Source organism: Mesorhizobium sp. B1-1-6 (genome assembly GCF_006443035.1).
Classification (GTDB): Bacteria; Pseudomonadota; Alphaproteobacteria; order Rhizobiales; family Rhizobiaceae; genus Mesorhizobium.
In genome coordinates this window covers 169757-192763 of the sequence record NZ_VFWR01000006.1, presented here as the reverse complement: position 1 = coordinate 192763, position 23007 = coordinate 169757, and the positions used below count along the sequence as shown (strand labels likewise).

The following is a 23007-nucleotide window of genomic DNA, read 5'->3' as shown; positions in this document are numbered from 1 at the left end:
TCCTCCTCCAGATATTGCTTCCAGAGAACGGCGCACGGTCAAGTCATGAGTGACCATGTTCCCCGGTAACGTACGGCAGCGTAATCCCTGTTGTGAAATATCACAATATGTCATAAGAGTTTTTACGGTGAGTTGGAACGCCGTCTCGGGAGGATTGGCATGGCTAACAAACGAACAGTGCCGAAACTGGCGGATTCGCTGGTGGCGGAGGATGCGCCCCGGCGACAAAATTCTAGAAATCTCTTCGAGCTCGCTTACGAGAGGATCGAGGGGCTGATCATCAACTGTGAGCTCAGGCCGGGCAGCCGGCTTTCGATCCAGGAGCTTCAGAACCTCTCGGGATTCAGTCGTACGCCGGTCCATCAGGCCGTCGGCAGGCTCGCTGACGACACCCTGATCGTCGTCCATCCGCGCCACGGGCTCCAAATCGCGCCGATCGATCTTGCCCGTGACCGGACGCTGCTCCGGCTTCGCGGTGATCTGGAGCGGTTCGTTATCCAGCTTGCGACCGAACGCTCGCAGTCGACCCACCGCAACCAGTTGCTGCATATGTCCCGTCTACTGGGAGAGCGGCGAGATACATTGACGGTCGATGCCTTCAACGTTCTGGACCGCCGCATCGACAAGCTTATTCTCTCCGCCGCCGCCGAGCCGTTTCTCGAGCATACGTTACGTCCGCTCCACACGATCTTCCGGCGGATCGGCTGGATTCATCACACACAATTGTCGGCCACGGACGGCCTGGCCGCGGCCATCGATTGCCATCTGGCGATCCTCGATGCCGTGGCAAACCGCCATGAAGATCGGGCGGTGAGGGCCACGAACGATCTCATCGCTTTCGTAGAAAGTATGTTCGAAGCGATCGAGAGAGAGGTGGATCCCTCGCTTCTCGATGCCAGCCTGGCGCCGCTGATCTGATCTGTAAACGTCGCCGGCGATGGGCCAATAACCCTACGCCCAATTTTCTGCATTCCAAACTTCAGAGAGGAGAACCCACGTGAAATCTATCCTTGCCTTGATCTTTTCCGCCGCGATAGCAGCGACCGCCCTGTCTGCCACAGACGCTTTAGCTGCCAAGTTCACCGCCAAGCTTTCGCTCGACGTCCAGAAGGGCAATCCCAAGGAGGTCGCTGCCGAGAATTTCGCTGAAGCGGTGCGCCAGCGCACCAAGGGCGACGTCGATATCAAGATCTATCCCAACAGCCTGCTTGGCGGCGAAGCCGACGCGGCGCAGGGAATCCGGCTGGGTTCCGTGCAGATGGGCGTTCTCACCAGTTCAGTCCTGTCGTCCTGGGTGCCGCAGGTCCAGGTGCTCGATCTTCCCTTCCTGGTGACGTCGGATGCCCAGGCCGTTGCGATCAACGGGCCGCTGACGGAGCAGCTTGCTCCGAAATTCGAGGAGCAGGGGTTCCATCTGCTCGGGTTTTCCGTCAACGGCGCCCGCAACCTGATGAGCACCTTTCCGATCGATAAGCCGGACGATGTGAAGGGCAAGAAGATGCGCGTCATCCAGAGCCCGCTCTTCGTTGCGACCTGGAAGGCGGTCGGCGCCAATCCCGTGCCGATCCCGGCTCCCGAAATCTACAATGCGCTGCAGACCGGCGTGGCGGACTATTTCGACAACACGGCCTCAAACTACCTGACGTTCAAATTCTATGAAGTCGCGCCCTACTACACGAAGATCGACTACATCTACGCCTTCGGCACCTGGGTGGTGGCCGACAACTGGTGGAACAAGCTGCCCGACGACTACAAGGCGATCGTTACCGAAGAGGCCGTCAAGGCCCAGAAAGAACTGCCGGCGCTACAGGAAAAGGCGGACAGCGCAGCGCTCGCCGAAACCGAAAGCAAGGGCGCCAAGATCAAGACGATCGAGGCCAAGGCGCCCTGGATTGCGCTGATGGAACCTGTGCAAAAAGAGTTCGCCGCGAAGATCCCCGACGCCGACGCGCTCATCAAGATCATCCAGAACACCAAATAGCGTCTCATGCGTCGGCCCCATGACCGGAGCCGACGCTCTCTACCGTTACTGCCGGGAGGAAGGTCATGGAAGCTCCAGATAGCGTGCAGGCCACGGCGCTTGGCCGCGGCTCCTCTATTGAGGCGCGGTTCGAGCCCGTGATTTCTCTCATTGAGAAAGCCATGGGCGCCGTCAATTTTGTCGTGCTCGTTCTCATGTCGCTTTCCGTTCTGGCAGGCGTGGTCTCACGCTACGTCTTCAACGATTCCTTTTCCTGGACGGAGGAGTTCTCTGTCTGGGCCTTCACCTGGATGATCTTCATCGGCGCGGCGATGGGCATCCGGCAGAAACGGCATGTCGCGGTCGATTTCGTCCTGGGGTACCGCGTCACGCGATTCCTTCGGGACGTCATTGTGGCGCTGACCCTCATCATGCTGGCGTTCGCGGGCTATCGGCTCGCCACCCTCGTCGGCGGCCTCAGCATCACCCTGCAATGGCCGAACGCCTACCGCTTCGGCGTGATCCCCACGACCGCCGCTATCGGGCTCCTGTTCGCGCTGTTCCAGGACGGAGACGGCCGCACCTTCTTGCGCAATGCGGCTGCCATCGTCACCGCGGCAATCGCCTATCTTGTGATGGACAATTCGTCCTTCCTGCCATTCATCGACATCTCGCCCAGCCTTCTGATGACGGTGACCTTCTTCGTCTGCCTGTTTCTCGGCGTTCCGGTAGCGTTTTCGCTGCTTTTCGGCGCATTCTTGACGACCTGGGGCGCCGACATCATTCCCGGCCCGGCCGTGGTCCAGACAATGGCGAGCGGCGCGACGAACTTCCTGCTGCTCGCCATCCCCTTCTTCCTGACGACGGGCTATCTGCTCGATCTCGGCGGCCTGTCGTCCAGGCTCATCGATCTGGCCGCAGCCCTTGTCGGCCATCTCCGCGGCGGGCTGGCCCACGTCAATATCCTGAATAGCCTGCTGATCGGCGGTATCTCCGGCTCGTCCGGAGCGGATGCGGCCAGCACTACCAAGATCATCGTTCCGCAGATGGTCAAGCGCGGCTATTCACCGGCCTTTTCCTGTGCCGTGACCGCTGCAGGATCGATCCTTCCGAATGTTGTACCGCCGGCCATCGCCATGCTGGTCTACGCCTCGGTCGCCGACGTCTCGATCGCCAAGCTCTTCATTGCGGGTTACGTGCCCGGTGTGCTCATCGCGATCGCCATGATGACGACGGCTTATTTGGTCGCGCGAAAGCGCGGCTATGAAACGGCGTCGGCAAGGGCACCGTTGAGCACGGTCGGCACGACGTTCCTGCGCGCATTGCCAGCCCTGTTCATCGCCGCGATCATCATCGGCTGCATACGCTTCGGCATCACCACGGCGACGGAAGCGGGGGCGATCGCGCTGTTCTGGACCTTCATCCTTGGCAAGTTCGCCTACCGGGAATACACGTGGAAGGCCTTCTATCGCTCGCTCGTCGAATGCGCGACGGATTCGGCCCTGATCGGCTTCCTGATCGCGGCATCGATCCCGTTCGCCTGGGTTTTGATCGCCGAGCAGATTCCCCAGCAATTGATCGAGTGGATCGGCGTCGGCGGCGAAAGCAAGCTGCTGCTCCTTTTGATGATGAACGCAATCCTGTTCGTGGCCGGCATGTTCCTCGACCTGACCCCGGCGATGCTGATCCTGGCGCCTTTGTTCCTGCCGCTGATGAAATCGGTCGGCATGGACCCGGTCCAGCTCGGGATGATCATGATCATCAACCTGCAGATGGGCGGGCTGACGCCGCCGGTCGGGATTCTCGTGTTCATCTCGGCCCAGATCGCCAAGGTCTCACCGGTCAAGGTCTTCCGGGAGGTCATGCCGTTCTTCCTTGCCGGCGTCATCGTCCTAGCCCTCGTCTGCGCTTTCCCGGTTCTGACGCTCGGCTTGTGGAATCTGATGGAGTGATTTCCCCAAACGGATTCGGCATCGAAGGTAACGGCGTACGTACCACAAGCATTGACGAGTGCGTGCCGACATAATCGGCTGGCACTCGGATGTATTAGAGGCAGTTCCCGCTTTTGAAAGTCTACGAACGCAGCTTGACGACCGATGGGGCCGATGAACGAACCCGCTGCGCGGGATGGGCGCCTGCGGTTGAGGTAGAGATCAAGAACCGGACGTTGCGCCTGCGTTGAGCGGGGTTCGGCAGGGGCAGAGCATCACGGGCTTCTTCAACAAGGAGCCCGACCATGCCCTATCCTATTCTTGATGCACCTATCAGTCCGCTGCGGCAGCGGCTGATCGACGACATGAACATGCGGCGTTTCTCACGGGAGACGCAGCGCAACTATCTCCGCGACATCGGACGCCTGGCGACGTTCCTCGGGCGCTCACCAGACACAGCGACCACCGACGACCTGCGCCGCTTCCAGATCGAGCAGCAGGACGACGGCGTTCCCGTGCCGACGATGAACAGCATCGTGTCGGCGCTGCGCTTCTTCTTCACGCATACGGTCGATCGTCCGGATCTGGCGCGCAAGCTCGTTCGGCTGGCGCATCCGCGCACGCTGCCCGTGGTCCTGAGCCGCGACGAGGTTGCCCGGCTGCTCAACGCCACCACCTGCCTCAAGCACCAGGCCGCGCTGTCGGTCGCTTATGGCGCGGGCCTGCGCGTGGCGGAGGTCTCGACGCTGAAGGTCGCTGACATCGATAGCGAGCGGATGCTGCTACGTGTCGAGCGTGGCAAGGGCGGGCGATACCGGAACGCCATGCTGTCGCAAGATCTGCTCTTGTTGCTGCGCCAGTGGTGGCAGGTCGGACGCCAGCAGGGGGTGATGCATCGCGACGGCTGGCTGTTTCCGGGGCAGCATGCGATGAAGCCGATCAGCACCCGCCAGCTTTATCGCGTGGTCGTCGAGGCAGCGCAGGCCGCCGACATCGCCAAGCGGGTCGGGCCGCACACGCTGCGTCACAGCTTCGCCACCCACCTGCTGGAGGACGGCACCGACATCCGGATCATCCAGGTCCTGCTCGGGCACGCCAAGCTAAATAGCACCGCCTTCTACACCAAGGTTGCAACCCGCACGGTGCGCACGGTCACGAGCCCGCTCGACAAGCTTGGCCTCTTCAAGCCGGAAGAGATCTCACCCGACGGCTGAGCGTGCGCGCCTCGATCGAGGTTGCCGACATCTTCCGCACTGCCGGGCCCGCCTACCGGGCCGCCCATGCAGGACATCTGACCCTGCAGCAGCTCAAGGTCATGTCGGCGATCGAGCACTGCCGCACCGTGGCCCTCGGCGGGCATGTCGAAGCCTGCGAGAACTGCGGCCAGTGGCGCATCGCCTACAACTCCTGTCGCAACCGGCACTGCCCGAAGTGCCAGGGCGCGGCCGCGCGGACATGGCTTGCCGAGCGCGAGGCCGACCTGCTGCCGGTCGGCTACTTCCACGTTGTCTTCACGCTGCCCGCCGAGGTCGCCGACATCGCCTTCCACAACAAGGCGGCGGTCTACGACCTGCTGTTCAAGGCAGCGTCGGAGACGATGCTGACCATCGCGGCAGATCGGAAGCATCTCGGCGCGCGCATCGGCATCACTGCCGTGCTCCACACCTGGGGTTCGGCGATGACGCACCATCCGCACGTGCACATGATCGTGCCGGGCGGCGGCATCGCGCCAGACGGAAGCCGGTGGATATCGTCGCGCCCGGCCTTCCTGCTGCCGGTGCGCGTGCTCGGCAAGCTGTTCCGCCGCCTGTTCCTCACGCGGCTGGTCGCGCTGCACGATGCCGGCCGGCTCACCTTCTTTGGATCGATGGCGCACTTCACCGACCGGCAAGCATTCCTGCGGCACCTGGCGCCGGTCCGGAAGAAGCGCTGGGTGGTTTATGCCAAGGCGCCCTTCGCCGGGCCTCAAGCCGTACTTGCCTATCTGTCCCGCTACACCCACCGGGTTGCGATCTCGAACCGCCGCCTCATCCGATTCGATGAGGCCGAGGTCACGTTCCGCTACAAGGACTATCGTCGCGACGGCACAGACCGGCAGCAGATCATGACGCTCGCCACCGACGAGTTCATCCGCCGATTCCTGCTCCACATCCTGCCGCGTGGCTTCCACCGCATCCGGCACTACGGCCTGCTCGCCGGCTCTGCTCGCAAGGCCAGCCTCGCACTCGCGCGCAAACTGTTGAGCGTCGCGCCGCCGCCCGAAGACGACACTCCGGAAGAACCGACTGACTTCCGCCCGCCATGCCCGTGCTGCGGCGGACGGATGATCATCATCGACGTGTTCGAACGGTGGAGGCAGCCGCGCGGGCCGCCGGACGCATCGGCGACGAACCGGGAGAGCGTCCCATGACGCGGCATGGCGAAGTCCAGCCTTCAGCCACAGGCGCTCAGCCTCCGGCAACGAACCCACGCGCGTCCATGGTGATCATCGGCCTCGACAGGGCTGCGTCCGACCGCACCCCGAGCCGAGCATGCCGAAGGCCGGAAGACAAGGCGGTCCGTGTGCATCAATCCCGCCGCTTCTCGGCGGTGGTCGCGCCATCCCCGACACCAGCCAAAAATCGAAATCCCCATAGCCATCGCCTGTGGCCCGCGGGTTCCTTCCTCGGGGACTTTCGTACGCCTGCCGGCGCCCGAAACTCTTCACGACAGCAGTCCGTCAGCTTTCGGCTGTATTTATCTCTATAGCTGCCATTCCGCAGCCGACCTCATCTCTGTCGTTCCGAAGCCACTGACTGCTTCCCGAAGTCTGCCATTGCGGGCACGCCCAACTTTAGGCTTGATCGGAGGCGCGTAAGACACCGTCATTGCGTGGCTAAAGGCTGCAAGCTGGCAAGCACTCTGGGAGATGCTAGATGGGACAAGCGAAGCAGAAGAAGAGCCGCTATCAACAGCTGCTAGAGGATCATCCCCTGTGCTGCCTCTGCGGCGGCGCGACAAAGTCGTCCACGATCGATCACATCCCGCCTCAGGCGTGTTTTCCGAAAGGCTACTTCCCCGAGGATTTTGAGTTTCCGGCGTGCGAAGCCTGCAACCGGTCGAGCAAGAAGGAAGACCAGATATTCGGCTACTACATGCAGATGGGGAACCCCGATCTGTTCACCAAAGACCTGTGGTCGATGTGGAAGCTACGGGACGGCATCAAGAACAACTACAAATCGGCACTCTTAAACACAAAGCTTAGCAATAAGGCCAAGGCGGAAGCGCTCACTAAGATGGGTATCCAGGTGCCGCCGGATGCTGACCTGACCAACTTGCCGCTTGCGGGAGCGTCCGAGGAGTTTTTCGAGGCCGCAAAGGTCATCGGTCGGAAGCTAGCTTGCGCGATCTACTACAGGGAGACGGGCGGCAAGTTCCTTACGAGGAAGCACTACATCTGGGCGGGCATAGTGCATGGCCGCCATCCGCGGGCTTCGATGCTGACGGACTACCTGAATCGGATGCTGCCCGAGACAGAGGAGGGGACCCGACGCAACATCAAGGAGTACGGGCGCAGATTCGGCTACCGCTACGGCTACAAGGAGAAGGAGGACTTTATGATCTCCGCGTGCCAATTCGGAATCGGCTTTATATGCCTTACCTCCAGCGGCTTGCTTGAAAAAGGTTCAAAAAACATTCCTCCTGAGGAGCTTCTAACTATCTTCCCGACGCCCGATGAACGGGCAGCCGCTGCGGCAGAGGCGGAGAATTAGATAGCGGCGGAGACCCCCGAGTGCCTATGGGGACCGACTGGCGATTGGCGGGCGGTGACTGGCAAAAAGCTGCCATCGCGGCGCCCGCAGCTACTCTCAATAAGCGGGTCGCAGGTTTAAGCCCAAGTGCCTCTAGAACTCCCAGCCTTCGCGCTCCATGAACTCTTCGAGCGACAGGCACTCCACCTCGAAATGGCGGCAAATGTTCGGGATTTTCGCGCCGTTCGGCTTGAACTCCTCCATGGTGACCACGCCTCGTCCCTCCGACGCCGCCTTCGCAATCACGAACGGGTCAGCGTTGCGCCCGCCCCTGAGCAGCTTCCGCTGCTCGATGTTTTGCTGGAAGTGCACGACCCCGTATATCTGGCCCACGAACGCGCCCTCAGCTGCGCCGGGTATGTGGAAGAATTCTTCCCGCGTCCCAGCCCAGTCCCTCAAGGTCTCCACAGGACCGTCCACGCACTCGCGGCGGACCTCGCGGGTTGAGATGATCTGGCCATCCGCTACCAGCCCGTCAAAGCGGTCCCAAAGCGTCGGGAAGCGGCGTCGGTAGTAGTTCTTGAACAGGGTTGAGAGGGGCGAGGTGTCGAACACGTACATTAAGAAGCCCCCCGGCTGAAATACTCCTCCAGAGCCCCAACGTGACGCGGCTTCGTATCGAGGAAGTCTGCCAGCTGTCCCTCGTCGATCCTGTTCTGGTGGTACTGCGACAGTGCCAGGGCCACGTACTCACGGCCCAGGTACGCGAGCTTGGTCCAATACGGATTTCCGCCCGGTGCGCGCTCGATCTGGCGCTGCGCGTTCCACCTTTCGACCGCTTGGTCGTACCGGTCCTCTGCCACTCTGCCTTGGTCCAACAGGCGACGAAAAATCACCTCCCTGCTGACGTGGAACTGGGCCGCGAGAGTCTCTGCAGTCACTTCGGTGGCTTGCCTTCCGACCATCGCGCGTTGGAAGGCGTCTTCTGGCAGCAGTACCTGGGCAGCGAAGCTGTTGCAGATAACCTCAATCTGCCGGGCATCGCCAACGAGCCGATCCACGTATCGGTCGCGAACCATATCGATTCCGCTGGTATGGAAGATGAGGTGCGCGAGTTCGTGGAAGTAGGTGAATATCTGCCGGGTCCTGGTCGAGCTGTTGTTCACATAGATTACTGGGAACTCATCGTCGTAGAGGCAGAACCCCGAGAAGTCGTCCGCTCGGAACGCGTCCTTGAAGACGAAGACGCCCACGTTCAGCAGAGCCGTCCGCCACTCCTTAAGAGCCGCATCATCACCGTGCCATGTCTGCTGCTGCTGGACGGTCACCCCAATGTACTGACGCACGGCGGCGGCCATCTGGGCTATATCTACGTTCGGAGCGAACTGTAGATCCCGCGTGATAAGACGCTCTGCCGGGTTCCGTCCTTGGGTGAGTTCCGCCAAATTGATCTGCATTGCCTTTGCCTTGCGCATCAACATGCGAACCCGGCTCGGCAGGCGATCCAACTCGGCCTCAGGCAGCGTGCGAAACGTCTCGTTGATCGGCGGCACATCCGGCGGGTCGGGGAAGAAAAACACCGCGATCGGGACCTTGAGCATGTCGGAGAGTTGCTCAAGCTGCGGGTAGGTCGGCGCGGATGCACCTGCCTCCCAGTCGGCGATCCGCTTGAACTTCTGTGCGACCTCGTCACGGCTCAGGCCCGCTCGCTGGCGGGCCCAAACCAAGAGGGCGGGGTTGATGGGAATCTGCTCTGCCATTTCGCCCCAGGGTATAACGGGTAAGCAGTTCTTCCTATGCCAAAGATTGCGCCACTAACTCGACATTTAGCCAGCCGGCATAGGAGAGCGCCTCCTTAAGGCCACTCCACCGTCAGACCTCGGTTCGCGCTGCGAGGGTCAGAGCGTCCTCTATTTCGAGGCCGAGATACCGAGCGGTGTTCTCGATCTTCGTGTGACCCAGCAGGATTTGAACCGCGCGAAGGTCGCCGGTGATATTGTAGATCATCGATAACCTGTCGGTCCTTCACGTCACCAGCCGTAGCGGGCTGACGGACGGCAGCTTCAGGGTTTATGCATCGGAAAGCTGAACGGCCGAAATGAGGCGCAAAGCTGACGCCAAAGGCGGCGCTTGGAAATGTCGATTAGACTACCTAAGGGGAAAATCGAACAGCACGGTAGTTACCGCAGCGCATCAAATAAAGTCCAATCTCATCCGAGCTCATGGACCGCTACGCCCGGCACTACTGTCTTGGCGATCTCGCACAGGTGCTGGTGATGTGTCAGGTAGATTACCTGTCCTGCACTTGCCATCTCCCCAAACAACCTGAAAACCTCCTCGGACCGGACATGGTCGAAGGTCTCCATGATGTCGTCGGCGATGAATGGCACTGAGGGTCGAAACTGTGCGAACTCGTAATACCCGGCAAGCCTGAGCGCCAGGTAGAGCTGAAAACGCGCGCCCTTTGACAGCGCGTCGGCGACCTTGGATTGCCCATCGCGCTGCAACGCGATGAGCACTTCCCCACCCTTAACAGGTTGCGTTGTGAGGCCAGAGTACTGGCCGCGCGTCATGAGGACGAATGCGTTAGATGCGCGCTGCATCATCCCGGAGCGGTGGCGCTCGCGGTAGACGCGCAGAGCATTTCCAGCCGCCATTATTCCCAATTTCAGCTCGATATAGCGGACGGCCTTTTCCTCGATTTCCAGAAGGACGGTGCGCCGTTCGGCATCTATGCGGGCAACAGCGCTGTCGCCGCCAATGGCGTCCAGCTTGTCGGTCGCGCGCATCTGCCGAATGAGCTGGTGCTGTATTGCCTCGTCGGAAGCGCGAAGCCGTTGCTCGGCCTCAGCCTTCTCGATTGCGAGACTGTCGAGATCGACAGCATCCAATATCGAACGCGCCTGCTCGAAGCCTTCCGTCGCGAGCTCGGATGACACCTGCTCCTCAAGCTCGGCCACGGTTGTGCGCAGGCGATCCCTGTCGCGCAGCAGTTCGTCGCGTTGCACGACCTCCGCCAGCGTGGCCACGCCAAAGACGCTCAGGACCTCGTTCTTGCGGCGCTCATGTGCCGAAATCTCGCCATCGAGGATCTCACGCGCATCGTGCAGGCGCCGCAGGTCATTGACGAGGCTTGCCTTGGCCTCGCGTGTGCGCTCCGCGCGCTCCAGGCGCTCGGCAAGCCCAATCGCCAGCTGTTCCGGTCCGTCGTCATCGGCCGCCTCCCCCGCTTCGGCTGCAACGGCGGCAACCTCGACCAGGAAACTGTCCCTGTCGGCCTCCATCTTGTCGATACGCAGTTGCATGGCGTTCCGGTCCTGAAGACATCTGGACAGCTCAGCCAATTGATCCAGCACCCCGCCGAGGCCGGGCGCCGAGATGCCACTCTCGAGCCAGGTACCCTTGAGCGCTTCGGCAATGCCGGCCTGCCATTCATCCTCACGCCGCTCAGCGACTTCAATGGCGCGGCGCCTGGCGGCCAGATCCTCTTGCCTTGCGGCAACGGTCTTGAGCGCCTCGGCGCGCTCGGCGTCCACCTTGAATTGCCTGTCAAGAAACAGCTCTGCCACGGCCATGACCGTTTCCAGGCTGTCACCAGGATCCGAACCGACGCCGACGCTCGCCAGGGCGCCGCTCAGCGCCAGGCGTGTTCGGCCTTCCTCATCAACCGCGCGCTCGGACTTCTTGCGGGAAAGCTCGATCTCCTCCCATCCCGCGAGCGCATCGTTCCGAGCAGCAATGCGATCCTCTATCATCTCGACCAGCTGTTCGGGGGAAGCTTCCTGGCACGGCCCGAGCAAGTCTCTTGCGGCCGCGCGCATTTCCAAGTGCACTGCCTGCAGATCTGAGCCGATGCGTGCAAGTTGGTCGCGCGTATGCGCGATGTTGGCCGCGGTCTCAGCGAGGTTGCGGTTGGCGCTGCGAATCTCAACGAGCTCCCGGGCGTTGGCCAGACGGCCTGCTCCGACACTGTCGTCTCGGGCCAGTGCCGCCGCGAAATCATCCGCGGTTTCGCCAGTCAGGTCACCGCGATGCCGCGCCCAAGCCTCGTCGCGGGCGCGCCGTATGGCGCCGGCCGCATCATCGTCGCTGACATGGACCGAGGCACGAAGGGCATTGAGCCGCGCGGCAAACAGATTGTGATTGCCCTGGTGCTCGGCAAGACGTTCGGCAAGGACGCCCCTGCTCTTCCCCAACTCCGCAGCCAGCGCCTTCCAGGCGCCAAGCTGTCCAGCATTCGGAACGGCGATCCTGGCCAAGCCTTGCGCATCTCCCGACCAGGGATGCAAGCGCGCGATCGCGGCCTGCCATCGAATTGCTGCCGCATCCGTGGCCTCACGCGCCGCCTTGGTCTCCCTCAGGTATCCGCCGGCCCTTGCCGTCGACAAAGCCGAAACCAGCCTTGCCCGGGCAGGCTCGGGCACGGCCCGTTCTTCGCCGACCCGGTCGCGCGCATCCTGGAGCGCATCGGCTGCTGCCGCGGCCTCCTCGTGCGCAACACGCACGCCGGTAACGATCCCCGATCGCTGCTCGAGCATGGTGCGCACAGCGCCAATGGTTGCGGCAGGCAGGAGCAGCTTGGCAGGGTCCGGCTCGGCGGGCCTTCCAAGAGCGGCAAGGCAGGTCGCCACGGCATTGTCGAGGATTTGTAGCTCGGTCCTGCGACTTGGCAGGTCCAGCCCGGCCGAGACGTGACGCACCTTGCGGTCGGCCAGGCCGCGAACCCGTTCGGAAATCGCAAGGACCGCTTCGTCGACATGGACCGAGGCGATTTTCGTCGTCACCCGCTCGAGCTCGTCTTCGCTCGCGGCTAGCCGCGTTCTCAGAGTGGCGTCGGCCTCGATCATGTCGGCGACGCTGCCGGTCCAGCTCCGTGGCGGTGACGCGATCTCAGGCAGCTCGGCCAGCTGGGCTTGCTTGCGCCTGATATCGGCAAGGATCGGGATCGCGCGAAGATACTTCGCGATCGTATCGAGCCTGGCCGACAGCACCGACCGTTCAGCGATGCTGCGGTCGTATTTTTCTGTCGCGTCCAGGCGCTCTGTCTGGAGGGTTTCGAAGGTCGACGCCAAGGTGTCGATCGCCTCCCTCCTGGACTTCAGTTCCGCAAGCCGCTTCTTGAGCAGAGCAAGCTCGGTTCCGTGTGCCTGCTTGCGATAGAGCCTGTCCGCCTCGGCCTCGAGCAGGCTCAATGTATCGCTTGCATGCCCGAGGCCGGCGCTGGCCGTGAACAGCAGCTTGCCGAGGTCACCGCGCGATTCCAGGATTGATTTTCCACCGGCTTCCAGCGTTTCGTCGTCCAGCGAGAACATGGTCTCGTATGCGTCGCGAGACAGGCCGGCGAGATGGGATGATATCGCCATTTCGCTGACTGGTTGGCCAGTCGCGTTCAGCAACGAGTTGGTGCGCTGTTTGGTGCGCGTGAAAATCTGCTCCGCGCCGCCGAGCTCGAGCACACCGCCGATGCGCATGGCGCTGTATTCGTGCACGAAATTGTAGCGGCTGCGTTCCTCGATGCCGAACAGCAGATCGAGATAGCCGGAAAGCGCGGTCGACTTGCCGGCCTCGTTGAGGCCGAAGACGATATGCAGGTCGGGACCGGCTTCCGGTCTCGGCCCGAAGTCGATCGTCCTGTCGGTGAACTTGCCATAACGGATGAGATCAAGTCGCCGGAGCCTCATTGCGACCCGCCGGTCTTGAGGCGCGCGGTGACCAGGTCGGCGCCGCTGGCAAGCACCCTGTCGAGGAACTTTTCCAGCCCCGCCTCGTCCTTGCCGGCGAAATCGCGCCCCTCAGGCGGAAGATCCGCGATCATCTTTTGGACCAAAGCCCTCGCCTCGGCACGGAAGGCTTCCGAGCCGGCATCGGCGCGCATGGACTCTGCGAGCTCGAAAATCGGATCGGCGACGCCCTCGGATGATTCGGCTGCGGGTGGCGAGACGTTCAGCTCGAGCTTCTCCACCCAGGTTTCGCCTACCTGTTCCGCGACCTGCTCGGCTTCTGCGAGCAGCAGATCCCGGTCGCGGATCAGTGCCCACGATAGAGGTGACGCCCCGGTCAGGCCGAGGCGAACCACAGCATGACGGGATCTAACGGAGGCGCGTACATGTTCGAGCGCGGATCGGACACGCTCGACGATCTCGGACCATTCCACCGTTTCGGTCACGTCGACGCTCACCCGCTCGAATTGGGCGATACTGGTAAGCCTTTCCTCGATCTCGATGGTGCGGTCGTCTCGTATCGTCACCAGGGTGACGGATTTCTCGCCGGCCTCGTTGATGTCCCTGCCCTGTGGAATTCCTGGCATCACCACGGTGCTTGCCCCGGGATGGACTTGGCGGACATGGATGTGCCCAAGCGCCCAGTAGTCGAAACCGTGGCCGTGCAGGTCAGCGACATTGCAGGGGGCATAGACGTCGTGGCCCGGCGATCCGGCCAGGCTGGTATGCATGATGCCGACATTGACCGCGCCCTCGCGCGGCGCTGAGTACTTCGGGAGTAGACTGTGCGGCGCCTTGGGGCTGGCAAAGCTCAGGCCATGGAACATAACGTCGAGCCCCCCGGCTGTCTGCAGCACGGTCTGGGGACGGCCGCCGAACATCGTGACCGTGTCCGGGAACACCAGCTGTTTCGATATCCGCGACAGGGCGTCATGATTGCCACGGATCTTGAAAACCCTGATGCCGGCCTGATGAAGCCGTGTCATCTGTGACGCCAGGAAGCGGGCCGTTTTCATCGAAGTCTGATCGCCATCATAGAGATCGCCGCCAATGACCAGGGCATCGACACGTTCCGCAAGGCAGAGGTCAATGATCGAGACAAACGCCTGACGGCTGGCGTCTCCGACGAGTTCGGCAAGGTCGGGGTTTCGCATCGCCAGCGAACGCAGCGGCGAGTCGAGGTGGATGTCGGCGGTGTGGACGAATCGAAATGGCATTGGAAATCTCCGGTTTGAACATACCGGTGTTCGACCGCGGCTCGACAGGGAAAATCTCAAGAAAATCCGGCGGTCGACACCGCCGCCCCCCTTCCGCATGAGTTCGCCGACATCTTTCCGAGGTAAAAGTCTGTTCGCTTATGCGTCGACGGAGAGTGACGCTGCGGGACGGACCCTCCGCAGATAAAAGCGCTGGGAAATAGTGGGGCATGTATTGAGGAAATCCCCAACATTGCAGTGATGCGTGATGAGCTTAAATCCCTCTGCAATGTTTAGCATGCTGACTTAACAACTCTTCCATTTGATGCCGCACTGTGTGCGTTGCTCAATTCGGCCGAACGAGGCAGTGTGTGGATTCGGGGCCTCGTCTCGGCTATGCACACAAGATGGACGACAGATCCTTGTTTATGAAATCCAGCATCGACCACCTCCCGCCACCAAAGCAGCGCGAGTTGAGAAAGACGGTTGAGCTGCTCCTCGAGGAGTTTGAGGATGCCCTCAAGGGAGGGACGACCGACTTCAAAAAGCGCGGGCGCATTCTCAAGATCATACTTTTCGGGTCTTATGCACGTGGTGGCTGGGTCGACGAGCCGCATACCAGAAAGGGCTACCGTTCGGATTTCGACCTGCTTGTGGTGGTGAACAATCGCAAACTGACCGATTTCGCCGGCTATTGGCAGACGGCCGCAGACCGCCTGATGCGCGAAATCAACACGCCAGTCAGCTTCATTGTGCATTCTCGCCGGGAGGTGAACACTGCCCTCAGGGAGGGTCAGTACTTCTTCGTCGACATCCGTCGTGAGGGAATTGTCCTTTACGAGCTCGACGAGGAACCGCTGGCGCATCCGGCACCTACAAAGCCGGCCGATGCATTCCGATTAGCGGCCGAACACCTCGAAGACAGGCTGCCGCACGCCCGAGTATTTGCAAAGACAGCTGGATTTCTTCTCAGCGAATCCAACTTCAAGGAAGCGGCCTTTCTCCTTCACCAATCAATCGAGCAGGCCTACGCGGTGTTGTTATTGGTTTTAACGAACTACAGCCCTGCCTCTCACAACGTTAAATTCCTCCGCAGCCTCGCTGAAGATCAAGCACAGGAACTTGCCGAAGTTTGGCCCCGCGACCAGCAGCGTTTCGTAGCTTGGTTCAACGTCATTAACGAGGCTTATGTGAAAGCGCGCTATTCGAGGCACTTCGAGATCACTCGCGAAGCGCTCCAGTGGCTTGCCGAGCGGGTCTCCGAGTTGATCGATCGTATCGAAATGATCTGCCGATCACGGCTTGAAAAGTTGAGGAGCGAGGCAAATACGGCTGATCAGCGAGCGGGCTAACTTCGCCATCGCACCAATTCCAGTGTGATGTCCGGAATTTTCTGTCGTCGTCCGAATTTAGTGTCGCTGCCGCACGACCTGCCGCGAAGCATGGTCTCGATTCGGGGAAGACGAATGTTGCCGTCGCCGCTGGTGGCGGGGGCGCAGTTCTGGACAGGTGGCAAAGCGCGCGAAGGGAGGTGTTTCGCCCGTAGGTGGCGTTTGCCTCGTAGGCGTCGGCTCCCCTCAACGTTGTGTTCGGCGCCGATCCTCACGCAATCCTCCCGCGTCGGCTGCCCGATCTCGAAACGAATGCCGATACGGCTTTCGATCTGATTCATAGCGTGGATATCACGGCTCGTGCCGCTAACCGTTGAGTGTTGCTGGCGAGCAGTAAAGCGAAGCCGCATCGCTCCTGAAGATGCAGCAGCTCCCGCAAAACAGTGGGTGTGAAGTTCTGATATTCGTCCACGAGCAACGGACGCGTCGGGCCGCATCGGGCGCCCAAAAAATTTCATGCAATCCTTGGCAAGGTCATATGTGTGCTTGCTGTTCTTTTGGACGCCGTAGGCGTCGTGCAGCATCAGGAACATCGGCCTGATAGCCTTGGTATGCTGCGCAACTTCTCAATAGGCAGCTCCGCTTTGGGCGGCTATCCAGTTAAGCGCTACAGCCTTTCCGAGTCCGCCCTTGCCGACCGCAAGCACCTCGCCTTCCCGTTGGCACGGAAGGATTCTAGCATCCGTTGAGTGCCATTCCCGACTCGTCGCCTAAGCCCTGCGCGGTCAGGCAGTTCCAGTGTCTTTGATCTTCACGCATCTCTTCCTCTGTCTTGCGGTTTTCCTCGATTGCCGCATTGGAATCGTCGGCGCCGGGGCCAGGCGACTGCTGCGCCTTCCTCAATGCAGCCGCTCCCAGTATTGTAAGAATGCCTTTCATCACCTCAACGGTCGGATCAGACACCGAACCGGAACCATCCGCGGCATCGGGAGTACGGGTTACGACCGTTTTCCGCTCGGCGAGGACCTCTGTTGCCCGGCCCCTTGCCCAACTCCCCTCAAGTTTTCCATTCGGTCTCACCTGGTAGATAACGGGCGCGTCGCTTCCCCAGTCGACGGTAAGGATATCACCCTTCAGCAAGCCTTCGCCCTTGTAGCTATTGCCAACTGACCATTCGAACCGAAAGCGGTTCTCGCCGACCTTCGTGACCTTGCAGGCACCCGCATATCGCGAGCCGTCGGGATTGGTCCCCTGGACTGAATAGGTCCCTTCGAGCTGCGATGTCGCGGCAGTCTGTCCCGCTGTCCGGGCGGATGCTTCAGCATCTGCCGCTGCCGCAGGCGCGAGGTTGAGGAAACTCGCCAACACGATCCCTGCACACCATAGGATGTTACGGCCTATCGAAGCCGTTCCATGGATCAATGTGTGGTCAGTCATATGGACCCCCTTGCTTGCTTTTGCGACGGCGCGGGGCTGGACCTGGAATTGGCGATCCGTACCGCGTCGGACCAGCTGTCTCCTTCGAAAAGAACCAGAATACAGCTCCAATCTCAGGAAGTCATTTTAGCCGAAGGGAGTAGTGTGTTCGGTTCAGGGGAATCCCTGACGATTGGAACTATCAAGCATGACCTCCCAACGACGAAGGTGCAGCGCACAACTTTGTACGGCTGATCTTTCACGGCGTCGACGACCTCAAGATGGCAGCGAAAGCACTCGGCGCGGCCACAACTGAAATGCATCAGAGTAAGAAAGAGCGATTCCATACGCATTCTGTAAATCGGCGTGCGAAATTGGACTCCACCAAAGGTCCTGAACCGCGCCGGGTTTGCCGGAGGCTCCGAACCTTGAGAAAGTGGAGCCATGACAAGCAAGATGACGAACAGGTTTTCTCCGGAGGTCCGCGCCCGAGCGGCGGATGGTTTTGGATCACGAGAGCGAGCATCGGTCGCGCTGGGCGGCGGTTTGTTCGATCGGGGCCAAGGTCGGCTGCACGGCGCAGTCGCTCAATGAGTGGGTCAAGAAGGCGGAGGTGGACGGTGGCGTGCGCGCCGGCTTGGCGATCCTTCGAGGCGGAGGAGTTCGCTACCCTGGAATGGGTCGACCGGTTCAACAATCGCCGGCTGCTGGAACCCGTCGGCAACATCCCGCCGGCCGAAGGCGAGGAACGCTACTATGCCGTCCCGGAAGAGCCGGCCATGGCAGCATGACTCAAACGAAATAGCCTCCGGCAAACCAGGCGCGGTTCACTGGCCGCGTGCCGGCGCCCTCTCAGCGGTGCGCTGCTACCTTCCTAAGTAGGTGTTCTAGCCCAGTTTCGGCTGTGCTACTGTTCCCGCGCAACATGTGCTGGGGCGTACAGTGCAAATCCTGTCCTCGTTGGGAACCATCAGCAGTCTAGCGGCTGCACTGCTCTTGATCGGCTGCGTGGAGAGCGAGCCACTCAATCAGATGCCCGCCAACTTCAAACCCGAAAAGCCGCTGGATGACATCTACTATACGGGAGAGAACGAGAAGGTGCAGGTCTTCACCGTCCATCATGATAAGCAAGGACTCTACCAGATTGCGTTTCCCGCTCCCGACAAAGACCCTGCAGAGGCGCATTTTGGAGCCCTTGGAATATTCGGCTGTTTGCAATGTGGTGTGAAGGGAGAGGAAATAAACGCTGTGGCTCTTATGCCCAAGGATGGGGATACCATATTCGGCTATCTCCAGTTCACAAAGGGGCACTGGGTTCTGAACGTCCCGACCATCTCGGAGGACAATTTGTCCGTTGTCCAGAGCCTCGCCAGGAAACACGATCTTGCAATAACGAAAGACGCTCTGGGGATATACAAGATTGCAGGGGATCTGACGTTCGAGAACCTGACGGGCTTCTTCAGAGACCCCGCGTACTGGGTCAGCACCAAGCCCTCGCAGACCATGGTTCTAAATCGGTTCGGGTGTGAAATGGCCAAAGCGGCGCTCAAGCGGGCCAAGACCGTTGCAGATGAAGAATGCACAGCGGAATTCCTGTGCTCTTATGATACCGAATCAATTCAGGATGCCGCCGAGAATTTGGCCAAAGCCTGCGATGGCATCGAGCGTAACGGTCTTTCCGGCGGACAGACAGTCAAAGAGATGGAGCGATTGCAGAACAGATTGGCGAGCGAGATCTACGATTTCGAGAACAATTCCGAACGAGAATTTTGGTAATTCGAAGTCTCGTTTCCAATCTCTATTTGTGTCAAGCGAATTAGAGACGCGACATCGACAGCAAGTTAGAAATGCGACAGTGACGCACCGGTGCGCGCCTGAGCGAAAAGCTCACGCACCCCTGCCTCGGCCACAGTACACGACGTCAAGGGCGAGGAAGGTTTGAAGTGATTGAATAGGGGATTCTTCGCCAAAAGGATCCTCCCATGTCAAGCAACGGTTCACGCCGCCTCGTCGAGACCCCAAAAAGTCATTTCGTGCTGCGCGATTCGCGACTGGAAACGCTGGCGGTTCTGATCCTGGCGCTGGTTCAGGGCCGCACGGTCAATCTGGGGAGCATGAAAAAGTTGGGGGTCATCAGGCGGCCGGCTTGAGTGCATTTTTTTTCAGATTTCTGCCGCGTCTCGCGCCAGCGCTTGAAGTTGTTGTGGAGATTGCCGTCGAAGACGCGGGTTCGCAGTTGCATCAGGAGATGGACGCCGCGCGGCGTCCATTGCATCTGCTGCTTCTTGGCGAAACGCTTGGCGATCACCTGGTTGAACGTTGACTCGACGAAAGCCGTCGAAACGACCTCGCCATAGCGGTGCCGTTCGGCATAGTTCGGAATGAGATCGGCCTTATTGTCAATGTAGCGGCTGAATTCCAACAGGTTTAGCGCAGCTTGCGCACCTCAACGCCGCCGGAGCCTGGGGCGCGCGCATCGCTGAACAATTCGGCGAAGAGGTTCCGCTCGATGCCCGCGGCCCGCAGATGGAGGTGACCGAACCGCTGCCGCATCGGATCCTGCCAGTGGTCGGCATCTGGACCCACGACAAGGATCACGGCGCCTATCTCCGTCAAGTCGAGCGGGGCAATATCGTGTTCGGCGGCGCGGCCAAAAGGGTGCAGGTGGACCTGGAGCCGGGCCATGCGACGGCCGATCCCACGCGCCTTCCGCTGCAACTGCGCGCGGTCGCGCGGCTGGTGCCGGCAATCGCGCGGGTCGCGGTCATCCGCACCTGGTCCGGATGCGAGGGTTAACCCGAAACAATGGAAGGCGGAATGCGAGCTTTCGAATTGTGGGGAAGGAAGTACGCCGTCGTGTGAGGCGACAGGACCGCCGTTCTTGGTAATCGGCGCAGTGTCGGAACGGAACATGAGCCGCTATCCTGGTGTGCTCCGCCAATCCCATGCTTGTCCGCTGTCCCGGGACTGAGGACAAAGCTTAAAGACCGGTTGCGCTGCTGTACCGCCCGCTCAACCCGCTTCACAGGCGGGATCGTTGACAGGGGGGCTGCGCAGTGCTTAGTGTCCTCTGTCCGAGGACAGAGGACGGCGCTGATGATGAAGAGCCAGGATGTTGTCGTCCTTTTCAAGCTAGCGAGCTTGGAGGACGACGCAAAGGATATCGGTCATGAATCTCCACCGGCCGGGCTAGCCGCGGGCGAGGACCCCTATTCCGTGCGCGCTCTCGAAGCAGCACTCGGAATCAGCAAGACCGAGATCAGCGCTTCGCTCAAGCGCAGCATCGTGTCGGGCCTCGCGATCAAGGACAGGAAGACAGGTCGGACCAAACCGAGCCGGCGCCATCTGCGCGAGTTCATCGTCCACGGTCTGAAATTCGTCTTTCCGGCGAAACCCGGCGCCATGCAGCGTGGGTTGCCGACGGCGTTCGCCGCCCCCGTGCTGCGTGAATCCCTGCACAGCGCCGGCAATCTCATCTGCGTCTGGCCGTACGCGCACGCAAAAGACATGGGTCAATCGGTCGATCCGCTCTTCAAAAGCGTGCCGGAGGCCTGCGAGAAAGATAAGCGGCTCTATGCCTATCTCGCCCTCATCGACGCGATCCGCATCGGTAATCAGCGCGAAAGCAAGCACGCCGCCGACCTGCTCGCACAGAGGCTGGAATGACAGTCCAGGGTCAGTTGAAAGCAATGCTGAAGACCGTCGCCGAGGCGCTCGGCGAGGAGTTGCGCGCGCGTCTGGTCTTCGTCGGCGGCTGCACGACCGCGCTCTACATCACCGACCCCATCGTTCTCGAAGGGGTGAGAGCGACCGACGATGTCGACCTGATCGTCGATCTCGCTGGCTTTGCAGAATGGGTCGAGCTGACGGAGCACTTGCGCGCACGCGGCTTCACCGAAGCGGTTGATGACACCGTCATCTGCCGCATGAAGCTTGGCGAGTTCAAGGTAGACTTCATGCCGGACGACAAGGCGATCCTGGGCTTCAGCAATCGCTGGTACGCAAAAGGGATCGAGACGGCCGTGCCAGAAGAGCTGGAGAAGGCGCTGAAGATCCGGCGCCTTACTCCGGAGCTGTTTGTCGCGACCAAGTTGGAGGCTTACCGCGGACGAGGCGAAGGCGACCTCATCGGCAGCCGAGACGCCGAGGACATTCTCCTTCTGGTCGACGGGCGGGAAGAGCTCGTCGAGGAGATCGCGAAAGCAGAGCCGGAGATCCGGGTCTACATCGCCAAACAGATTGCGGCGCTACTCAACGATCCGAACTTCGACCATTTCCTTGAGGGAAACATTCGCGGACCGGCGGGCCGTGTCGACATCGTTTACCAGCGGCTGGTCGCGATCAGCACCCTCAAAGCGCGCTGACATGACCTTGCAAATCCAGTGGCATTGCCGCCAAGGAACGCGGACGGCCGACAACCGAGACCATACAGGCATAGGCATCTGCGGCGACGCCGTCCTGGCCATCGTTCTCGATGGATCGATGTCGGGTTCGGCCAGCGGCGATTTTGCGCGCGAGATTGCACGTCGTATGGTCGACTGGTTCGTAGCCGGGACTGAAGAGGTGACCGCCAACACCGCGATCGCCCAGCTTCGCATGAGCCACGCGACGCTCGCGACAGACTTTCGCACCGATTAGAATGTTTGATCCCAGGTTTTGATGGTTCATCATTGTCGTCCGAATCAAAGGATGCGCTATGGGCCAGGTTCTGCATGGGAGCGCCACAACGACAGAGGCGATCCGTCGAGCGATACAGCATAGTCAAGCGAGCCTGAGGACGCTTTCGAAGCGCTACGGCATCAATCCTAAGACGGTCGCTAAGTGGAAGAAGCGGAGTTCGACCGCCGATCTACCCACCGGCCCCAGGGAGCCGAGATCGACGGTTCTGTCTGTCGAGGAAGAAGCCGTTATTGTCGCCTTTCGCCGGCACACGCTGCTGCCGCTCGATGATCGCCTCTACGCATTGCAGCCGACAATCCCGCATCTGACACGCTCTTCATTGCACCGCTGTCTGCAGCGCCACGGCATCGGCCGATTGCAGGATGTCGAAGGCGACAGGCCGGCGAAGAAGACGTTCAAGGCCTATCCGATCGGCTTCTTCCACATTGATATCGCGGAGGTCCGAACCGAGCAGGGCAAGCTACACATGTTTGTCGCCATCGACCGGACCTCGAAATTTGCCTTCGTCGAACTGCACGAGAAGGCTCCGACAGCCATTTCCAAAGAGTTTCTGCTACGCCTGATTGCCGCCGTCCCTTACAAGATCCATACCGTGCTCACCGACAACGGCATACAGTTCACCACGCCAGGAGCTGGCGGTTCGGCCGTTCCACTGATCAAGGAAGCGATCGCCAACGGTGAGATATTCCGGGCTCATGCCTTCGAATACACCTGTGCCAAGAACGATATCGAACATCGGACCACAAAGCCAAAGCATCCTTGGACCAACGGCCAGGTCGAGCGCATGAACCGCACCATCAAGGACGCAACGGTCAAGCGCTTCCACTACGACGATCACGACCAACTGCGTCGGCACCTTGCCGACTTCGTCACAGCCTATAACTTCGGTCGCAGGCTCAAGACCCTCAAAGGTCTCACCCCCTACGAGTTCATCTGCAAGGCATGGGCTTCCCAGCCCGAGCGCTTCACTCTCAACCCGATCCAGCAAATGCCGGGACTTCTCTATTCGGCGTGTTGAAGTCAAGCGCTTTCGAGCTCCCTC

18 protein-coding genes and 5 pseudogenes are annotated in these 23007 nt (G+C 60.7%); 15 read left to right on the top strand and 8 right to left on the bottom strand.

What is annotated here, in order from left to right; all coding sequences use genetic code 11:
- The first annotated feature begins 159 nt into the window (after positions 1–159).
- The 6 genes from FJ979_RS14230 (at position 160) to FJ979_RS14200 (ending at position 7643) form a co-directional block, all read left to right on the top strand.
- Positions 160–918 (top strand): GntR family transcriptional regulator, encoded by a 759-nt coding sequence (locus FJ979_RS14230; RefSeq protein WP_140581901.1) that lies wholly within the window; start codon positions 160–162, stop codon positions 916–918.
- A gap of 79 nt (positions 919–997) precedes the next feature.
- Positions 998–1981, top strand: a complete 984-nt coding sequence (locus tag FJ979_RS14225) for a TRAP transporter substrate-binding protein (RefSeq protein ID WP_140581684.1) — start codon at positions 998–1000, stop codon at positions 1979–1981.
- A 65-nt stretch (positions 1982–2046) separates the two neighbouring features.
- Positions 2047–3912: a TRAP transporter large permease subunit gene (locus FJ979_RS14220; RefSeq protein WP_140581682.1), complete on the top strand. Its 1866-nt coding sequence runs from the start codon at positions 2047–2049 to the stop codon at positions 3910–3912.
- A gap of 284 nt (positions 3913–4196) precedes the next feature.
- A complete protein-coding gene (locus FJ979_RS14215) occupies positions 4197–5105 on the top strand; it encodes a tyrosine-type recombinase/integrase (RefSeq protein ID WP_140581679.1) in 909 nt (302 codons plus the stop codon).
- A 2-nt stretch (positions 5106–5107) separates the two neighbouring features.
- Positions 5108–6301: an IS91 family transposase gene (locus tag FJ979_RS14210; RefSeq protein WP_140581677.1), complete on the top strand. Its 1194-nt coding sequence runs from the start codon at positions 5108–5110 to the stop codon at positions 6299–6301.
- Between the two features lie 505 nt (positions 6302–6806).
- Positions 6807–7643 carry a hypothetical protein gene (locus FJ979_RS14200; protein ID WP_140581674.1) on the top strand — a complete coding sequence of 279 codons (837 nt, stop codon included), beginning with the start codon at positions 6807–6809 and terminating at the stop codon, positions 7641–7643.
- A 132-nt stretch (positions 7644–7775) separates the two neighbouring features.
- Here the strand turns inward: FJ979_RS14200 and FJ979_RS14195 are convergent, their stop codons facing one another.
- The 5 genes and pseudogenes from FJ979_RS14195 to FJ979_RS14180 form a co-directional block, all read right to left on the bottom strand.
- Positions 7776–8243, bottom strand: coding sequence for a PIN domain-containing protein (locus FJ979_RS14195; protein WP_140581672.1), 468 nt, complete (start codon positions 8241–8243; stop codon positions 7776–7778).
- Positions 8243–9382 (bottom strand): XRE family transcriptional regulator, encoded by a 1140-nt coding sequence (locus FJ979_RS14190; protein WP_140581669.1) that lies wholly within the window; start codon positions 9380–9382, stop codon positions 8243–8245. Before FJ979_RS14190 ends, FJ979_RS14195 begins: the two co-directional genes overlap by 1 nt.
- A 112-nt stretch (positions 9383–9494) precedes the next feature.
- Positions 9495–9638 (bottom strand): annotated as a pseudogene (locus tag FJ979_RS33035) (integrase); the annotation flags it as partial.
- 194 nt (positions 9639–9832) lie between these two features.
- Entirely contained in the window at positions 9833–13303 is a 3471-nt protein-coding gene (locus FJ979_RS14185) for an AAA family ATPase (protein WP_140581666.1), read from the bottom strand.
- Positions 13300–14559 carry a DNA repair exonuclease gene (locus tag FJ979_RS14180; protein ID WP_140581664.1) on the bottom strand — a complete coding sequence of 420 codons (1260 nt, stop codon included), beginning with the start codon at positions 14557–14559 and terminating at the stop codon, positions 13300–13302. The genes FJ979_RS14185 and FJ979_RS14180 overlap by 4 nt, the downstream gene beginning before the upstream one ends.
- Before the next feature lie 407 nt (positions 14560–14966).
- Here FJ979_RS14180 and FJ979_RS14175 point away from each other — a divergent pair, with 407 nt between their 5' ends.
- Positions 14967–15890, top strand: a complete 924-nt coding sequence (locus tag FJ979_RS14175; RefSeq protein ID WP_140581899.1) for a nucleotidyltransferase and HEPN domain-containing protein — start codon at positions 14967–14969, stop codon at positions 15888–15890.
- On the opposite strand, the gene FJ979_RS14170 is transcribed toward FJ979_RS14175, so the two are convergent.
- Positions 15887–16462, bottom strand: a complete 576-nt coding sequence (locus FJ979_RS14170; RefSeq protein ID WP_224704892.1) for a hypothetical protein — start codon at positions 16460–16462, stop codon at positions 15887–15889. The genes FJ979_RS14175 and FJ979_RS14170 overlap by 4 nt on opposite strands.
- 142 nt (positions 16463–16604) lie before the next feature.
- Positions 16605–17306: a hypothetical protein gene (locus FJ979_RS14165; RefSeq protein ID WP_140581661.1), complete on the bottom strand. Its 702-nt coding sequence runs from the start codon at positions 17304–17306 to the stop codon at positions 16605–16607.
- Positions 17307–17741: 435 nt separating this feature from the next.
- Here FJ979_RS14165 and FJ979_RS33030 point away from each other — a divergent pair.
- The 3 genes and pseudogenes from FJ979_RS33030 to FJ979_RS14155 form a co-directional block, all read left to right on the top strand.
- Positions 17742–17922 (top strand): annotated as a pseudogene (locus tag FJ979_RS33030) (IS3 family transposase); the annotation flags it as partial.
- A 1-nt stretch (position 17923) separates the two neighbouring features.
- A pseudogene (locus tag FJ979_RS14160) lies at positions 17924–18076 on the top strand (IS3 family transposase); the annotation flags it as partial.
- Positions 18077–18227: 151 nt separating this feature from the next.
- The gene (locus FJ979_RS14155) at positions 18228–19061 is read left to right on the top strand and encodes a hypothetical protein (RefSeq protein WP_140581659.1); all 834 of its coding nucleotides are present in this window, start codon (positions 18228–18230) and stop codon (positions 19059–19061) included.
- A gap of 310 nt (positions 19062–19371) precedes the next feature.
- On the opposite strand, the pseudogene FJ979_RS32535 reads toward FJ979_RS14155, so the two are convergent.
- A pseudogene (locus FJ979_RS32535) lies at positions 19372–19704 on the bottom strand (hypothetical protein); the annotation flags it as partial.
- Between the two features lie 26 nt (positions 19705–19730).
- On the opposite strand from FJ979_RS32535, the pseudogene FJ979_RS14145 reads away from it, so the two are divergent.
- The 5 genes and pseudogenes from FJ979_RS14145 to FJ979_RS14125 all read left to right on the top strand — a co-directional run.
- Positions 19731–20078 (top strand): annotated as a pseudogene (locus tag FJ979_RS14145) (FAD-dependent oxidoreductase); the annotation flags it as partial.
- A gap of 303 nt (positions 20079–20381) precedes the next feature.
- Positions 20382–20951, top strand: coding sequence for a hypothetical protein (locus FJ979_RS14140; protein WP_318012530.1), 570 nt, complete (start codon positions 20382–20384; stop codon positions 20949–20951).
- A gap of 23 nt (positions 20952–20974) precedes the next feature.
- Positions 20975–21649 (top strand): hypothetical protein, encoded by a 675-nt coding sequence (locus FJ979_RS14135; protein ID WP_318012531.1) that lies wholly within the window; start codon positions 20975–20977, stop codon positions 21647–21649.
- 1 nt (position 21650) lies between these two features.
- Complete coding sequence (locus FJ979_RS14130) at positions 21651–21923, top strand: hypothetical protein (RefSeq protein WP_140581654.1); 273 nt, start codon at positions 21651–21653, stop codon at positions 21921–21923.
- A 58-nt stretch (positions 21924–21981) separates the two neighbouring features.
- Positions 21982–22983: an IS481 family transposase gene (locus tag FJ979_RS14125; protein WP_140581651.1), complete on the top strand. Its 1002-nt coding sequence runs from the start codon at positions 21982–21984 to the stop codon at positions 22981–22983.
- Positions 22984–23007 lie beyond the last annotated feature (24 nt).

What these genes read in the sequence shown, in the direction of transcription:
- FJ979_RS14230 (WP_140581901.1), top strand. Translation starts at nt 160, where the DNA reads ATGGCTAACAAACGAACAGTGCCGAAACTGGCGGATTCGCTGGTGGCG.
- FJ979_RS14220 (WP_140581682.1), top strand. Translation starts at nt 2,047, where the DNA reads ATGGAAGCTCCAGATAGCGTGCAGGCCACGGCGCTTGGCCGCGGCTCC.
- FJ979_RS14215 (WP_140581679.1), top strand. Translation starts at nt 4,197, where the DNA reads ATGCCCTATCCTATTCTTGATGCACCTATCAGTCCGCTGCGGCAGCGG.
- FJ979_RS14200 (WP_140581674.1), top strand. Translation starts at nt 6,807, where the DNA reads ATGGGACAAGCGAAGCAGAAGAAGAGCCGCTATCAACAGCTGCTAGAG.
- FJ979_RS14195 (WP_140581672.1), bottom strand. Translation starts at nt 8,243, where the DNA reads ATGTACGTGTTCGACACCTCGCCCCTCTCAACCCTGTTCAAGAACTAC.
- FJ979_RS14190 (WP_140581669.1), bottom strand. Translation starts at nt 9,382, where the DNA reads ATGGCAGAGCAGATTCCCATCAACCCCGCCCTCTTGGTTTGGGCCCGC.
- FJ979_RS14185 (WP_140581666.1), bottom strand. Translation starts at nt 13,303, where the DNA reads ATGAGGCTCCGGCGACTTGATCTCATCCGTTATGGCAAGTTCACCGAC.
- FJ979_RS14180 (WP_140581664.1), bottom strand. Translation starts at nt 14,559, where the DNA reads ATGCCATTTCGATTCGTCCACACCGCCGACATCCACCTCGACTCGCCG.
- FJ979_RS14175 (WP_140581899.1), top strand. Translation starts at nt 14,967, where the DNA reads ATGAAATCCAGCATCGACCACCTCCCGCCACCAAAGCAGCGCGAGTTG.
- FJ979_RS14170 (WP_224704892.1), bottom strand. Translation starts at nt 16,462, where the DNA reads ATGTTCCTGATGCTGCACGACGCCTACGGCGTCCAAAAGAACAGCAAG.
- FJ979_RS14165 (WP_140581661.1), bottom strand. Translation starts at nt 17,306, where the DNA reads ATGACTGACCACACATTGATCCATGGAACGGCTTCGATAGGCCGTAAC.
- FJ979_RS14140 (WP_318012530.1), top strand. Translation starts at nt 20,382, where the DNA reads ATGATGAAGAGCCAGGATGTTGTCGTCCTTTTCAAGCTAGCGAGCTTG.
- FJ979_RS14135 (WP_318012531.1), top strand. Translation starts at nt 20,975, where the DNA reads ATGCTGAAGACCGTCGCCGAGGCGCTCGGCGAGGAGTTGCGCGCGCGT.
- FJ979_RS14130 (WP_140581654.1), top strand. Translation starts at nt 21,651, where the DNA reads ATGACCTTGCAAATCCAGTGGCATTGCCGCCAAGGAACGCGGACGGCC.
- FJ979_RS14125 (WP_140581651.1), top strand. Translation starts at nt 21,982, where the DNA reads ATGGGCCAGGTTCTGCATGGGAGCGCCACAACGACAGAGGCGATCCGT.